The sequence below is a fragment of the Enterobacter sp. NFIX59 genome (genome assembly GCF_900113755.1).
In the GTDB taxonomy this organism is placed as follows: Bacteria; Pseudomonadota; Gammaproteobacteria; order Enterobacterales; family Enterobacteriaceae; genus Enterobacter; species Enterobacter pseudoroggenkampii.
Genome location: NZ_FOQN01000001.1, coordinates 1375456 through 1389555 on the forward strand (window position 1 = coordinate 1375456; position 14100 = coordinate 1389555).

The 14100-nt window shown below is 52.5% G+C and carries 13 protein-coding genes; 8 read left to right on the forward strand and 5 right to left on the reverse strand.

The features are described 5' to 3' along the window. Positions 1-8 precede the first annotated feature (8 nt). Positions 9-557 carry a replication initiation negative regulator SeqA gene (seqA, locus tag BM007_RS06710; RefSeq protein WP_008501070.1) on the reverse strand — a complete coding sequence of 183 codons (549 nt, stop codon included), beginning with the start codon at positions 555-557 and terminating at the stop codon, positions 9-11. A 183-nt stretch (positions 558-740) separates the two neighbouring features. Between seqA and ybfF the strand changes: the two genes are divergently transcribed. From ybfF to fur, 4 genes are all read left to right on the forward strand, one after another. Next, positions 741-1514, forward strand: a complete 774-nt coding sequence (gene ybfF / locus BM007_RS06715; protein ID WP_024908815.1) for an esterase — start codon at positions 741-743, stop codon at positions 1512-1514. Between the two features lie 128 nt (positions 1515-1642). After that, positions 1643-1930 carry a LexA regulated protein gene (ybfE, locus tag BM007_RS06720; protein WP_024908816.1) on the forward strand — a complete coding sequence of 96 codons (288 nt, stop codon included), beginning with the start codon at positions 1643-1645 and terminating at the stop codon, positions 1928-1930. 155 nt (positions 1931-2085) lie between these two features. Then, positions 2086-2616, forward strand: coding sequence for a flavodoxin FldA (fldA, locus tag BM007_RS06725; RefSeq protein ID WP_008501067.1), 531 nt, complete (start codon positions 2086-2088; stop codon positions 2614-2616). A 290-nt stretch (positions 2617-2906) separates the two neighbouring features. After that, positions 2907-3353: a ferric iron uptake transcriptional regulator gene (fur, locus tag BM007_RS06730; RefSeq protein WP_023310771.1), complete on the forward strand. Its 447-nt coding sequence runs from the start codon at positions 2907-2909 to the stop codon at positions 3351-3353. A gap of 96 nt (positions 3354-3449) precedes the next feature. On the opposite strand, the gene chiQ is transcribed toward fur, so the two are convergent. From chiQ to nagE, 4 genes are all read right to left on the reverse strand, one after another. Continuing rightward, positions 3450-3779: a ChiQ/YbfN family lipoprotein gene (gene chiQ / locus BM007_RS06735; RefSeq protein ID WP_090418234.1), complete on the reverse strand. Its 330-nt coding sequence runs from the start codon at positions 3777-3779 to the stop codon at positions 3450-3452. A 47-nt stretch (positions 3780-3826) separates the two neighbouring features. Beyond that, positions 3827-5224, reverse strand: coding sequence for a chitoporin ChiP (chiP, locus tag BM007_RS06740; protein WP_032649540.1), 1398 nt, complete (start codon positions 5222-5224; stop codon positions 3827-3829). Positions 5225-5670: 446 nt separating this feature from the next. Further along, positions 5671-7338 (reverse strand): glutamine--tRNA ligase, encoded by a 1668-nt coding sequence (gene glnS / locus BM007_RS06745; RefSeq protein WP_032649541.1) that lies wholly within the window; start codon positions 7336-7338, stop codon positions 5671-5673. A 169-nt stretch (positions 7339-7507) separates the two neighbouring features. Continuing rightward, positions 7508-9529 carry an N-acetylglucosamine-specific PTS transporter subunit IIBC gene (nagE, locus tag BM007_RS06750; protein ID WP_024907027.1) on the reverse strand — a complete coding sequence of 674 codons (2022 nt, stop codon included), beginning with the start codon at positions 9527-9529 and terminating at the stop codon, positions 7508-7510. 329 nt (positions 9530-9858) lie between these two features. Here nagE and nagB point away from each other — a divergent pair, with 329 nt between their 5' ends. The 4 genes from nagB to nagD are packed head-to-tail and all read left to right on the forward strand — an operon-like array spanning position 9859 to position 13891. After that, positions 9859-10659 (forward strand): glucosamine-6-phosphate deaminase, encoded by an 801-nt coding sequence (nagB, locus tag BM007_RS06755; protein WP_023310765.1) that lies wholly within the window; start codon positions 9859-9861, stop codon positions 10657-10659. A gap of 56 nt (positions 10660-10715) precedes the next feature. Further along, positions 10716-11864 carry an N-acetylglucosamine-6-phosphate deacetylase gene (gene nagA, locus BM007_RS06760; RefSeq protein WP_090417793.1) on the forward strand — a complete coding sequence of 383 codons (1149 nt, stop codon included), beginning with the start codon at positions 10716-10718 and terminating at the stop codon, positions 11862-11864. A gap of 8 nt (positions 11865-11872) precedes the next feature. Beyond that, complete coding sequence (locus BM007_RS06765) at positions 11873-13093, forward strand: DNA-binding transcriptional regulator NagC (protein ID WP_090417796.1); 1221 nt, start codon at positions 11873-11875, stop codon at positions 13091-13093. Positions 13094-13138: 45 nt separating this feature from the next. After that, positions 13139-13891 (forward strand): ribonucleotide monophosphatase NagD, encoded by a 753-nt coding sequence (gene nagD / locus BM007_RS06770; protein ID WP_023310763.1) that lies wholly within the window; start codon positions 13139-13141, stop codon positions 13889-13891. Positions 13892-14100 lie beyond the last annotated feature (209 nt).

The window sequence follows — 14100 nt, forward strand, 5'->3', positions numbered from 1 at the left end:
TGCAAGGGTTAAATTGTACCGCAAACCTTTTCAATCAATTCCGCCGGGAACTGCATGGACTGCATGATGTGTTCAATCATGCTGCACTTGCGGCCCGTATTGGTATTGGTGATCACCCAGTACGGGGTGCCAGGAACATGTTTGGGTTTGGTTTGATTGCCATTTTGCAGCAGCGTCTGCTCGTCGCCCGCGAAGTAGACGCGAGTACGACCGTGCAGCGACTCGGTCGCTTCAGCAAACGCTTTGTTATCCAGTGAATAAAGTGTAGACAGCACCAGCATAAAGCGGTTAACCGCCTTTTTCTGTTCCGCATATTCATCGGAGAGCAGCAGCTCGCGCATCGCGCGCACTTTATCTTTTGCCGGCGTCACGGCAGGTTTTGCTTGTGCAACAACGCTCGGCTGAGACACGACATCTTTGGTGACTGGGGTAGCAGGCTGTGAAGCGGCGGAAATTTTAAGCATGCGCCGTAAAATGTCGGACGCGCTCTCCCCGATATGCCGCGTCTGGCTGGCAATATACTGATAGAGTTCGTCATCAACTTCGATTGTTTTCATCTTAATCCAGTGCGATATCTTATCTGAATACAAGTCATTGGGATTATAAGGTCAAATCCCAACAGCGGATAGCGTCAAACCAGGTTGGCAGCAAAAGTCAGATTAAACTGGAACCTTGCAGCCGGGCGGCAGAATGGTCAACATGATACCCTAACCTGACATACGTAAAAAAAGAACTTTGCCATGAAATTGAATACCCGAGCGCAAACTGCACAATCGCCGAACAATAATTCTCCCATCGTACTGGTTCACGGGCTTTTTGGCAGCCTGGATAACCTGGGCGTGCTGGCACGCGATCTGGTTACCGACCACGATATCTTACAGGTCGATATGCGCAATCACGGTCTTTCCGGGCGTTCCGACGAGATGACCTACGCGGCGATGGCGCAGGATCTGCTGGATACGCTGGACGCACATAGCCTGCAGAAGGTAACGCTGATCGGGCATTCAATGGGTGGTAAAGCGGTGATGGCCCTGACGGCACTGGCCCCGGACCGTATTAGCGGCCTGGTGGTAATTGACGTCGCGCCCGTGGATTATGACGTCCGTCGTCACGACGAGATTTTTGCCGCCATTAATGCGGTCACAGAAGCGGGTGTCGCGACACGCCAACAGGCGGCTGCCGTCATGCGTGAGCATCTTGATGAAGAAGGCGTCGTGCAGTTCCTGCTGAAGTCGTTTGTTGACGGGCAATGGCGTTTTAACGTGCCGGTGCTCTGGGACCAGTACAACAACATCGTGGGCTGGAAAACCGTCCCCGCCTGGCCGCACCCTACCCTCTTTATTCGCGGCGGAAACTCGCCTTACGTAACCGACGCATACCGCGACACGCTGCTGGCCCAATTCCCGCAGGCTCGCGCCCACGTTATTGCCGGTGCCGGGCACTGGGTGCATGCGGAAAAACCTGACGCCGTGCTGCGCGCCATTCGCCGCTATCTTGCTGATACTGCAAATTGATTAAAAAGAAAGCGACTGGAAGGCTGCAGGCGTCCAGTCGTTGGCGTGCCGTTTTTGGTGATGTATGATGGCGCGCTTATCGCCCGGGCATTAGCAGGGCGGCGTGTTTCCCCCGAAGTCTCAGAATCATGGCCAAAGAACAAACGGACCGTACGACACTAGATCTGTTCGCGAATGAGCGTCGCCCGGGACGACCCAAGACGAATCCGCTTTCGCGCGATGAACAGCTGCGTATCAATAAACGCAACCAGCTTAAACGCGATAAAAATCGTGGACTTAAGCGTGTCGAACTGAAGCTTAACGCCGACGCCGTCGATGCGCTGAACGAGCTGGCCGACGCGCGAAATATCAGCCGCAGCGAACTCATTGAAGAGATGTTGATCGCGCAGCTTGAGACGTTACGCGGCCAGGCATAAGTCTGAAAATCCTCTTTATCACCCTTTTCATGTAGCACAGAGTGCAGTCCTGCGCGATAGCTGTTTCCGCAGGGTTGCCAGTTCTGCTATTATTGCCCTTATCCGTGGCCGAATTGCGCCACCATACTATTAAGTTTCAAGAGGTTATTTTACTCATGGCAATCATCGGCATTTTCTTTGGCAGTGATACCGGCAATACCGAAAATATCGCAAAAAACATTCAAAAACAGCTCGGTAAAGACGTTGCTGATGTGCATGACATCGCCAAGAGCAGCAAAGAAGATCTGGAAGGCTATGACATCCTGCTGCTGGGTATCCCAACCTGGTACTACGGTGAAGCCCAGTGCGACTGGGATGATTTCTTCCCGACGCTGGAAGAAGTCGACTTCAACGGTAAGCTGGTCGCCCTGTTTGGCTGTGGCGATCAGGAAGACTACGCCGAATACTTCTGTGACGCGCTGGGTACCATCCGCGACATCATTGAGCCGAATGGCGCGGTTATTGTAGGCCACTGGCCGACCGCCGGTTACCACTTCGAAGCGTCTAAAGGCCTGGCCGATGACGATCACTTCGTGGGTCTGGCCATCGACGAAGACCGTCAGCCAGAACTGACCGCCGAGCGTGTTGAGAAGTGGGTGAAGCAGATCCGTGAAGAACTGCACCTGGACGATATTCTGAACGCCTGATTTTTTCGCGGCGCAACTGCGGTTGCGCCCATGCCCCAGGTCAAACCGATTAAATTAATCGCTACAATCTTTTAACTTTTTCGCCCAGACCTGTACAATGTCTCCCTGATAAAATGTGGTTTTCCATTGAGCAAGTTTGTTGGTGATACCCCATTTTTATAAGCATATTTTGCCTGAGACTTGCAGTTTTCATTTAGCCATGGCAGTTCTATAATGAGACGCATTATCCCAGGTGCATTTTCTGTCACTTCCTACAGAAGTGAATCGTTTAGCAACAGGACAGATTCCGCATGACTGACAACAATACCGCATTAAAGAAGGCTGGCCTGAAAGTTACGCTTCCTCGGTTAAAAATCCTTGAAGTGCTTCAGGGTCCAGACAATCACCATGTCAGTGCGGAAGACCTTTATAAACGTCTTATCGACATGGGTGAAGAGATTGGGCTGGCTACCGTCTATCGCGTGCTGAACCAGTTTGATGACGCGGGCATTGTTACCCGTCATAATTTCGAAGGCGGTAAATCTGTTTTCGAACTGACCCAGCAGCAGCACCACGATCACCTGATCTGCCTCGATTGCGGCAAGGTCATTGAATTCAGCGATGATTCCATCGAATCACGCCAGCGTGAAATCGCCGCGCGTCATGGCATCCGCCTGACCAACCACAGCCTGTACCTTTACGGTCATTGTGCTGAAGGCGATTGCCGCGAAGACGACCACGCGCACGACGCGAAATAAACAAGTGTTCATACTCTGAGCCAGCCGTAAGGTTGGCTTTTTTTTGCCTAAAAAAATGCCCGGTGGCGCAGCGTCACCGGGCATGATAACAGCGAGTTACTTACTGTTATTGCTTCGAATTTCTTTCCAAATCTGGTCGCAACGCTTCGCCACTTCCTGATCGTTACCGGTTTTACGCGCCTGGATACAGGCCTGGTAATCCATTACGCGGACATTTTCCTGCGTCGCGAACTGCTCATGCGCTTTCTCTTTCTTCAGCACGTTTAGCACGCTCTGGCAGGCTTCAATTTTCTCCGGCGAACCTTCCGCAGTATTAATGCAGGCGCTATACGCCTCCTTCAGGCGGGAGTCCTCTTTTGGTGCCTGAGTCTGAGCACACCCCACCAGCCCTGTTGCCAGCAACGCGACGACTACAATTTTTTTCATCATATACAGTCTCCATACCGGCGGGACTCAGCCCGCCGGTGCGTTTATCAGAAGATGGTGAATGGGGCGATAACCATGAATTTCACGTCACGTTCATCCTGGAAGATGTTGCCGTAACCGCCCGCATAGCTCGGGATATCGGAGTGGTTGTCATACTGGGTGAAGTGCAGTTTGAACATCGTGCCTTTCGCGCGGCCATCCTGCAGGGTATAGATTGCATCCAGGCTGTAGGAAGACTCTTTCAGGCGATAGTTGGGATCGTAGTATGCGTCCGGTGTTGCCATATCGGCAGGTTTTGCGTCCCAGGCGTAAGCGTAAGAAGCGCCCACCGCCCAGCCAGGCAGGTTCCAGTTTTTCAGATCGTACATTGCACCGAAGAAGACCGCTTTCTCGCCGTCGGCGTTGAAGTCTGAGCGGTTATCCCACCAGATATCAAGACGGCCGTTGGAGGAGGCGTAGGTCGGAGTCATACGCTGCAGGAAGTAGCCCTGCTGCCCTTCCGCCTTCACCCATGTGCCTTCCAGACGCAAATCAACCTGACCAACCTTGTAGCCGAAGGTGAGTGCCTGCAGCCACGCGGTGCCGTCATAAATGTCATTGACCCCACCGTTACTGACTTTATCGCGCGTACCGTAGAACTGGTAGCTAGTACTCAGCGGGCTACCCGCGACATCAAACTTATAGCTGGCCTTAGCAAAGTACTGATCGATATAGCCTTGTGCCTGACCAAATGCCGCTTCAAGCACCAGATCGTTTTTGAAGTCGTATTTCGCGCCCAGCGAGTGCAGGTAATCGACTTTGGTTTTTTTATCGTTCTGGTAGAACTTGTCCATCTCGATGTGCCAAGGCGCTTTGTACTCGTTGGTCCACATATAGGAGAAGCTCAACGCACCCGCATCACCGTAGTCAAAGTTAGCTCCCGCTTCCGCACCCTGATAGGTACCCGGCATAAAGCTCCAGTGCGGCGCTAACAGAGTCTGGCCAGTTGGCTGAATATAACCGCCGCGCGCCCATACCGGACCGTATTTAAATTTCGCCGCGGCTTTGTAAAGGCTTATACCGCTCTTATCCCCGGACCAGTCTTCATCATAGGCTTTGTTGCTGGAGGAGAAGGCGATTTCGTTCGGGTGGCCGCTGTCGCCGTTTTCCGCCATTTCAATCGCGGTAAACGCAGCAATATCCAGACCGAACATATCCGCGGCATAGCCTGACTGGAAGTCCAGGTTGGCGTTCCAGGTGGAGTGAGAAAGGTTGGTTTTGTATTTATCTTCAGTGACGTCTTTACGGTCACGCTCACGCTGCCAGTAATAAATACCGCCCGTGAGGGTAGAATCTTCGATGAAACCCGCTGCTTTTGCCTCTGGCGCAATCACAAGTCCCGACATTGCTGTCACACCGGCAATAGCCAGCGCCAGCGCACTACGTTTGCCACTGAACGTACGCATAGATTATTCCTCTTTGACGAATTAAAACGCCTGAAACGGCGTAAATAAAAAAGACCAAATGGTCAGGGGTAGTTTTAAATACCCTCGAATTAACTACCGTCTTTAGGTTATTTTTCGCGACGCGAATTATCAATGCTTTTTAGCGGACAAAAGTCAGGATTATGACGAAGTGCACATAATTGGTAGTGCTTTGTAACATTTACGGGAAGGCGAGGAATGACGGGGAATTATCAGGTATTTCAGTGGGTAGACGTGGTATCTCTTTCCTTTTATGTAACATTTTTGATTTTCGCAATGGCACAAACTTTTTTTTAAAAAATAAGTAGCACCTCATTGACCTGATATTTTCATGACGCCTCTTTAGGCCCTGGCTTAATACCCTGATCGTTATATAAAAAAACGCCGCACAGTGCGGCGTTTGTCTCTCATTGACCAGAGCAGCAATATTATTCGCCGATCTTCGTCCAGGTATCACGCAGACCTACAGTACGGTTAAATACTGGTTTTTCCGCGGTGCTGTAACGGCTGTCCAGGCAGAAGTAACCTTCACGTTCGAACTGGAACGCTTTGCCCGCTTCAGCAGCTTTCAGAGAAGGTTCCGCATAACCCTGCTTGATCACCAGCGATTCCGGGTTGATGGTCGCCAGGAAGTCTTCCGCCGCACCCGGGTTAGGCACGCTGAACAGACGATCGTACAGACGAATTTCTACCGGCAGCGCGTGGGATGCGCTCACCCAGTGGATAACGCCCTTCACTTTACGGCCGTCAGCAGGATCTTTGCTCAGCGTTTCAGCGTCATAAGAACAGAAGATGGTGGTGATATTCCCTTCCGCATCTTTTTCAACGCGCTCGGCTTTGATGACGTAAGCATTACGCAGACGCACTTCTTTACCCAGCACCAGACGCTTGTACTGCTTGTTGGCTTCTTCGCGGAAGTCAGCGCGGTCAATCCAGATCTCGCCGCTGAACGGCACGTCACGGCTTCCCATTTCCGGTTTGTTCGGATGGTTAGGCATGGAGACCAGCTCGCTTTCACCCTGCGGATAGTTTTCGATGACCAGTTTCACCGGGTCGATAACCGCCATCGCGCGCGGGGCGTTTTCGTTGAGATCTTCACGAATGCAGGATTCCAGGGAAGCCATCTCAATGGTGTTATCCTGCTTGGTCACGCCGATACGTTTGCAGAACTCACGAATAGACGCGGCAGTGTAACCACGACGACGCAAACCAGAAATGGTAGGCATACGCGGGTCATCCCAGCCCTCAACGTGCTTGTCGGTCACCAGCAGGTTCAGCTTACGCTTGGACATCACGGTGTATTCCAGATTCAGACGAGAGAACTCGTACTGGCGCGGGTGCACAGGAATGGTGATGTTATCCAGCACCCAGTCGTACAGACGACGGTTATCCTGGAACTCCAGCGTACACAGCGAGTGAGTGATGCCTTCCAGCGCATCGCTGATGCAGTGGGTAAAGTCGTACATCGGGTAGATGCACCACTTGTTACCGGTCTGGTGGTGTTCTGCGAACTTGATGCGGTACAGCACCGGATCGCGCATCACGATGAACGGAGACGCCATGTCAATTTTGGCACGCAGGCACGCTTTGCCTTCTTCGAAGCCACCGGCACGCATTTTTTCAAACAGCGCCAGGTTCTCTTCCACGCTGCGATCGCGGAACGGGCTGTTTTTGCCCGGCGCGGTCAGCGTACCGCGGTATTCGCGGATTTCGTCAGCAGACAGCTCGTCGACATACGCCAGACCTTTGTTGATAAGCTCTACCGCATAGGCGTACAGCTGATCGAAATAGTCAGAGGAGTAGCAGATATCGCCAGACCAGTTGAAGCCCAGCCATTGGACATCGTTCTTAATGGACTCAACGTATTCGATGTCTTCTTTTACTGGGTTGGTGTCATCGAAACGCAGGTTGCACTGGCCCTGGTAGTCCTGGGCAATGCCAAAGTTCAGGCAGATAGATTTTGCATGCCCGATGTGCAGGTAGCCGTTCGGCTCCGGCGGGAAACGGGTATGGATTGTGGTGTGCTTACCACTGGCCAGATCTTCATCGATGATCTGACGAATAAAGTTACTCGGGCGGGCTTCTGCCTCACTCATCGTGGATTCCTCAAAGCGTAAACAACGTATAACGGCGTATGATCTTATAAGCCGGACGTAGTGACAACCCTTAAAACGTCTCTGAAGAAAATAATGGGGGCATTTGCTGCAAAAAAAAGCGGCGGAGGATATCCCCCGCCGCTTAAGGCATGACTCTACTCAGGAGCGATTACTTGCCTTTAATCTCATATAGCGGTGTTTGACCCGCAACAACCTGACCTTTCGCCTGGATAACCAGACCGCTGAAGTCGTCAATGTTGCTGCAAACCACCGGGCTTATCATGGAGCGTGCGTTGGCGTTCAGGAAGTCCAGATCCATTTCCAGAATCGGCTGCCCTGCCACCACTTCAGCGCCCTCTTCCACCAGGCGAGTAAAGCCCTGACCGTTCAGCGCAACGGTATCGATACCCATATGGACAACGATCTCCGCACCATTTTCGGTTTCGAGGCAGAACGCGTGGTTGGTGTTGAAGATTTTCACGATGGTGCCGGCCGCCGGAGACACAACGGTTTTTTCCGTTGGTTTCACCGCCACACCGTCACCGACCGCTTTGCTGGCGAAGGCTTCGTCAGGCACTTGCTCAATCGCAACGACTTCACCGGTTACCGGTGAAACCAGCGCGGCTACCGTTTTGGCGTTAGGTACTGCCTGCGGTTTTGCAGCCGCTGGCGCGGCGGCAGGTGCGGCAGAAGCTTCTGCTGCGGCTACCGGACCGGTGGTTTTCATGGCGTTAGCAATTTTCTCTGCCACGAAGCCAACGATAATCTGCACGCTGGTTTTGTTCAGGCGGATAACACCGGAAGCACCCAGACGTTTGGCCAGCGCTTCGTTCACCAGGGAAGAATCTTTCACGTTCAGACGCAGACGGGTGATACAGGCGTCGATACCGGTCAGGTTGTCAGAACCGCCGACAGCGGCGATGTACTGACGCGCCAGACCTGAAACGTCCTGGTCCTGAGCACCGCTCACGTTCACATCCTGACCATCCGCTTCGCTACCGGCCACGGCCAGCTCACGACCCGGGGTCATCAGGTTGAATTTGGTGATAGTGAAACGGAACACCATGTAGTAGATCGCGAAGAACACCAGACCTTGTGGAATCAGCATCCACCAGTGGGTCGCCAGCGGGTTACGGGAAGAAAGCACCATATCCACCAGACCCGCACTGAAGCCGAAACCGGCAATCCAGTGCATGCTGGCAGCGATAAACACGGAGATACCGGTCAGCACAGCGTGGATCACATACAGAACTGGCGCCACGAACATGAAGGAGAACTCCAGCGGCTCGGTGATACCGGTGAAGAAGGCCGCGAACGCCCCCGCCATCATGATACCCAGCACTTTCGCTTTGTTCTCTGGACGCGCGCAGTGGTAGATAGCCAGCGCAGCTCCCGGCAGACCAAACATCATGATCGGGAAGAAGCCAGCCTGGTAACGACCGGTGATACCGACAACCGCTTTACCTGCTTCGATGGACTGTGCGCCACCCAGGAAGTTAGGAATATCGTTAATACCGGCAACATCGAACCAGAATACAGAGTTCAGCGCGTGGTGCAGACCGACCGGGATCAGCAGACGGTTAAAGAACGCGTACACGCCCGCACCGACAGAACCCAGTTTCTGGATGTGCTCACCGAAGTTCACCAGACCGTCGAAGATCATCGGCCAGACGTACATCATGATGAACGCAACAACGATCATCACAAACGAGGTCAGGATGGGGACCAGACGGCGGCCGCTAAAGAAGGAGAGCGCTTTTGGCAGCTCTACGCTGCTGAAGCGGTTATACAGTTCAGCGGAGATGATACCCACAAGGATACCGACAAACTGGTTACTGATCTTACCAAATGCCGCCGGAACCTGGTCCGCCGGGATTTTTTGGATCATGGCCACCGCTGCCGGTGAGCAGAGAGTGGTTAACACAAGGAAACCGACAAAACCGGTCAGCGCAGCGGCGCCGTCTTTGTCTTTGGACATACCATAAGCCACACCAATAGCAAACAACACGGACATGTTGTCGATAATGGCAGAGCCCGACTTGATAAAGAACGCCGCCAGCGCGCTGGTATTACCCCAGCCGTTGGGGTCGATCCAGTAGCCGACACCCATCAGGATGGCTGCGGCAGGCAGCGTGGCGACCGGCACCATCAGTGCGCGACCAACCTTTTGTAAATAACCTAGAATACTCACTTTCTTCCCCCTATGAGACCCCGTTTAAGGCATGTTCTCAGCTCTGTTTTTTTATTGTGTCACGAACTATAGATACAGTTGATGATTCACTGGCATTGTGAGTGTGTGAAAAATTAATTCGTATCGCAAATTAAACGCGTACTTTTTGTGATTTTTGTCACCAAATATCGTTATTCACCCTCCCTTATACTGGCTAACAGCGAAAACTTATTTTATCATTCAAAAAATCAAGACGGATTGATCCGGCCTGAAAGTTTCCAGGTTACGCTTAAGTATCAGGTTCCGATAGCCATCCGCCCACTCTTCTACTTTAACTCTCGAGGTGAACAATGAGACTGATTCCCCTGGCAACTGCTGAACAAGTTGGTAAATGGGCCGCTCGCCATATCGTAAACCGCATTAACGCATTCAAGCCGACTGCCGATCGTCCTTTCGTTCTTGGACTTCCAACTGGCGGCACGCCGCTGACAGCCTATAAGGCGCTGGTTGAGATGCATAAAGCAGGCCAGGTTAGCTTCAAACATGTTGTCACCTTCAATATGGATGAATACGTTGGCTTACCGAAAGACCACCCGGAAAGCTACCATAGCTTTATGCACCGCAATTTCTTTGATCACGTTGATATTCCATCTGAAAATATTAACCTGCTGAATGGAAACGCGCCGGATATTGACGCAGAATGCCGTCAGTATGAAGAAAAAATCCGTTCTTACGGTAAGATCCACCTGTTCATGGGTGGTGTAGGTAATGATGGTCATATCGCGTTTAACGAACCGGCGTCATCTCTGGCTTCCCGCACCCGTATTAAAACGCTGACCCATGACACGCGCGTGGCAAACTCCCGCTTCTTTGACGGCGATGTTAACCAGGTTCCAAAATACGCCCTGACCGTAGGCGTAGGCACCCTGCTGGATGCCGAAGAAGTGATGATTCTGGTGCTGGGCGGCGTGAAAGCGCAGGCGCTCCAGGCTGCCGTTGAAGGCAACGTTAACCATATGTGGACCATTAGCTGCCTGCAGCTGCATCCGAAATCCGTCATCGTCTGTGACGAACCGTCCACGATGGAGCTGAAGGTAAAAACGCTGAAATACTTCAACGAGTTAGAAGCCGAGAATATCAAAGGTCTGTAATTGAATAACCGCCTCTTCATCAGGAGGCGGCCGCTTTTTTTTAACCGGGGGTCGTTATGTACGCTTTAACCCACGGTCGGATTTATACCGGCCATGAAATTCTGGATGACCATGCGATTGTTATCGCTGATGGCCTGATTGAACGTGTTTGCCCGCTGGCAGAACTGCCGCCGGAGATTGAACAGCGCTCACTCAATGGAGCAGTAATCTCCCCCGGTTTCATCGACGTTCAGCTCAACGGCTGCGGCGGTGTGCAATTCAATGATACCGCCGAGGCGGTAACGGTCGAAACGCTGGAGATCATGCAAAAAGCCAATGAGAAATCGGGCTGCACCAGCTATCTGCCAACGCTCATCACCAGCAGTGATGACCTCATGAAGCAGGGTATCCGTGTGATGCGTGAATATCTTGCCAAACATCCTAATCAGGCGCTGGGTCTGCACCTTGAAGGGCCATGGCTGAACATGGTCAAGAAAGGAACGCATAACCCGAATTACGTGCGTAAGCCTGATGCGGAGCTGGTTGACTACATGTGTGCCAACGCCGATGTGATCACCAAAGTGACGCTGGCACCTGAAATGACGGGTACGGATGTCATCAGCAAACTTGCTGCCGCCGGGATTATCGTTTCAGCCGGTCACTCAAACGCGACGCTGAAAGAAGCGAAAGCCGGTTTCCGCGCGGGCATTACCTTCGCGACGCACCTTTACAACGCCATGCCGTATATCACAGGCCGTGAACCGGGTCTGGTCGGGGCGATTCTGGATGAGCCAGACGTCTACTGCGGTATTATTGCTGACGGCTTACACGTTGATTACACCAACATTCGCAATGCTAAGCGGCTGAAAGGTGACAAGCTTTGTCTGGTGACGGATGCCACTGCACCGGCAGGTGCAAATATTGAGCAGTTCATTTTTGCCGGTAAAACAATATACTACCGCAATGGACTGTGTGTTGATGAAAACGGTACGCTGAGTGGTTCCTCTTTGACCATGATTGAAGGGGTGCGTAACCTGGTTGAGCATTGCGGGATTGCGCTTGAGGAAGTCCTGCGTATGGCAACCCTTTATCCGGCTCGCGCAATAGGCGTGGATAAACAGCTCGGCGGAATTGCACCAGGTATGGTTGCAAACCTGACGGCATTCACACACGATTATAAAATTATTAAGACCATCGTTAATGGTAACGAGGTCGTCACTGAGTAAGTAAAAGTATGACACCTGGCGGACAAGCTCAAATCGGTAATGTCGATCTCGTTAAACAACTTAACAGTGCGGCGGTATATCGCCTGATTGACCAACACGGACCCATCTCGCGAATTCAGATAGCCGAACAAAGCCAGCTTGCACCCGCCAGCGTGACAAAAATTACCCGCCAGCTTATTGAGCGCGGTCTGATCAAAGAAGTCGATCAGCAGGCCTCCACCGGAGGCCGTCGCGCCATCTCCATTATTACTGAAACCCGTAATTTTCAGGCAATTGGCGTCCGTCTGGGCCGTCATGACACCACGCTCACGCTATACGATCTGAGCAGTAAAGCCATCGCGGAAGAGCACTACCCTCTTCCGGAGCGCACCCAGGAGACGCTGGAGCATGCGCTGCTGAATACCATCGCGCAGTTTATTGAAAGCTGTCAGCGCAAGATCCGCGAACTCATCGCTATCTCCGTAATTCTGCCCGGCCTGGTCGACCCGGAAAGCGGCGTGATCCGCTATATGCCGCACATTCCGGTTGAAAACTGGGGGCTAGTCGATGCGCTGGAAAAGCGTTTTAAAGTGACCTGCTTTGTGGGCCACGATATTCGCTCGCTGGCGCTGGCGGAGCACTACTTTGGTGCGAGCCAGGACTGTGAAGACTCTATTCTGGTGCGCGTTCACCGCGGAACGGGCGCGGGCATTATCTCTAACGGCCGTATTTTTATTGGTCGCAACGGTAACGTCGGTGAGATTGGCCACATTCAGGTTGAGCCCCTTGGGGAGCGCTGCCACTGCGGCAATTTCGGCTGTCTTGAAACCATCGCCGCCAACACGGCCATCGAGCAGCGCGTCCGCCATCTGCTTGAACAGGGTTACCAAAGCCGCGTCACGCTGGAGGACTGCAAAATAGGCACCATCTGCAAAGCCGCTAATAAAGGCGACGCGCTGGCCTGTGAAGTAATCGAGCAGGTGGGGCGCCATCTGGGGAAAACTATCGCCATCGCCATTAACCTGTTTAACCCACAAAAAGTGGTAATCGCCGGTGAAATTGTGGAAGCGGAAAAGGTGCTGCTCCCCGCGATTGAAGGCTGTATTAACACCCAGGCGCTGAAAGCATTCCGCCAGAATCTTCCGGTGGTTCGTTCAAAGCTTGACCATCGCTCGGCGATTGGCGCGTTCGCGCTGGTCAAACGCGCCATGCTCAACGGAATTCTGCTGCAGCATTTGCTGGAAAGTTGATCGGACCTTATAGTAACGCCTTCTTTTTTTAATGTCGGACTGTCCATGACCATTAAGAATGTAATTTGTGATATCGACGGCGTGCTGATGCACGACAACGTTGCCGTGCCGGGTGCTGCGGAGTTTCTTCACCGCATCATCGACAAAGGAATGCCTCTGGTTCTTCTCACGAACTACCCTTCTCAGACCGGTCAGGATCTGGCAAACCGTTTTGCTACGGCAGGTGTCGATGTCCCGGACAGCGTGTTTTATACCTCGGCGATGGCCACGGCGGATTTTCTGAAGCGTCAGGAAGGGAAAAAAGCCTACGTGGTGGGTGAAGGTGCGCTGATCCATGAGCTATACAAAGCGGGCTTTACCATCACCGACGTCAACCCGGACTTTGTAATTGTTGGCGAAACGCGATCCTTTAACTGGGAGATGATGCATAAAGCTGCATACTTTGTCGCCAGCGGTGCGCGCTTTATCGCTACCAATCCGGATACCCACGGCCGCGGTTTTTATCCGGCCTGCGGCGCGCTGTGTGCCGGTATCGAAAAAATCTCTGGTCGTCAGCCGTTCGTTGTCGGGAAACCGAGCCCGTGGATCATTCGTGCCGCACTGAACAAAATGCAGGCCCACTCTGAAGAAACCGTTATTGTCGGCGACAACCTGCGCACCGATATTCTGGCCGGTTTCCAGGCGGGTCTGGAGACGATTCTGGTCCTCTCTGGCGTCTCTCAGCTTGATGACATTGATTCGATGCCGTTCCGGCCAAGCTGGATTTACCCCTCCGTCGACGAAATCGACATTATCTGATTCCGAACCACGCCTCAGGGCGTGGTTTTTTATTTTCTCGCCTGTAAAACACAACTGCATCTAACGGAAAAGCACTTTCATTGCATAATCATCAATAAAAGTGCTCACGACATACGCATTTTTCACAGATCGGCAACCGCCATTGCACTATTTCCGTTTTCACCCGTAAAACGCTTGCGCGCCCTGCCCCTTTGCGGCATTTTCATAAG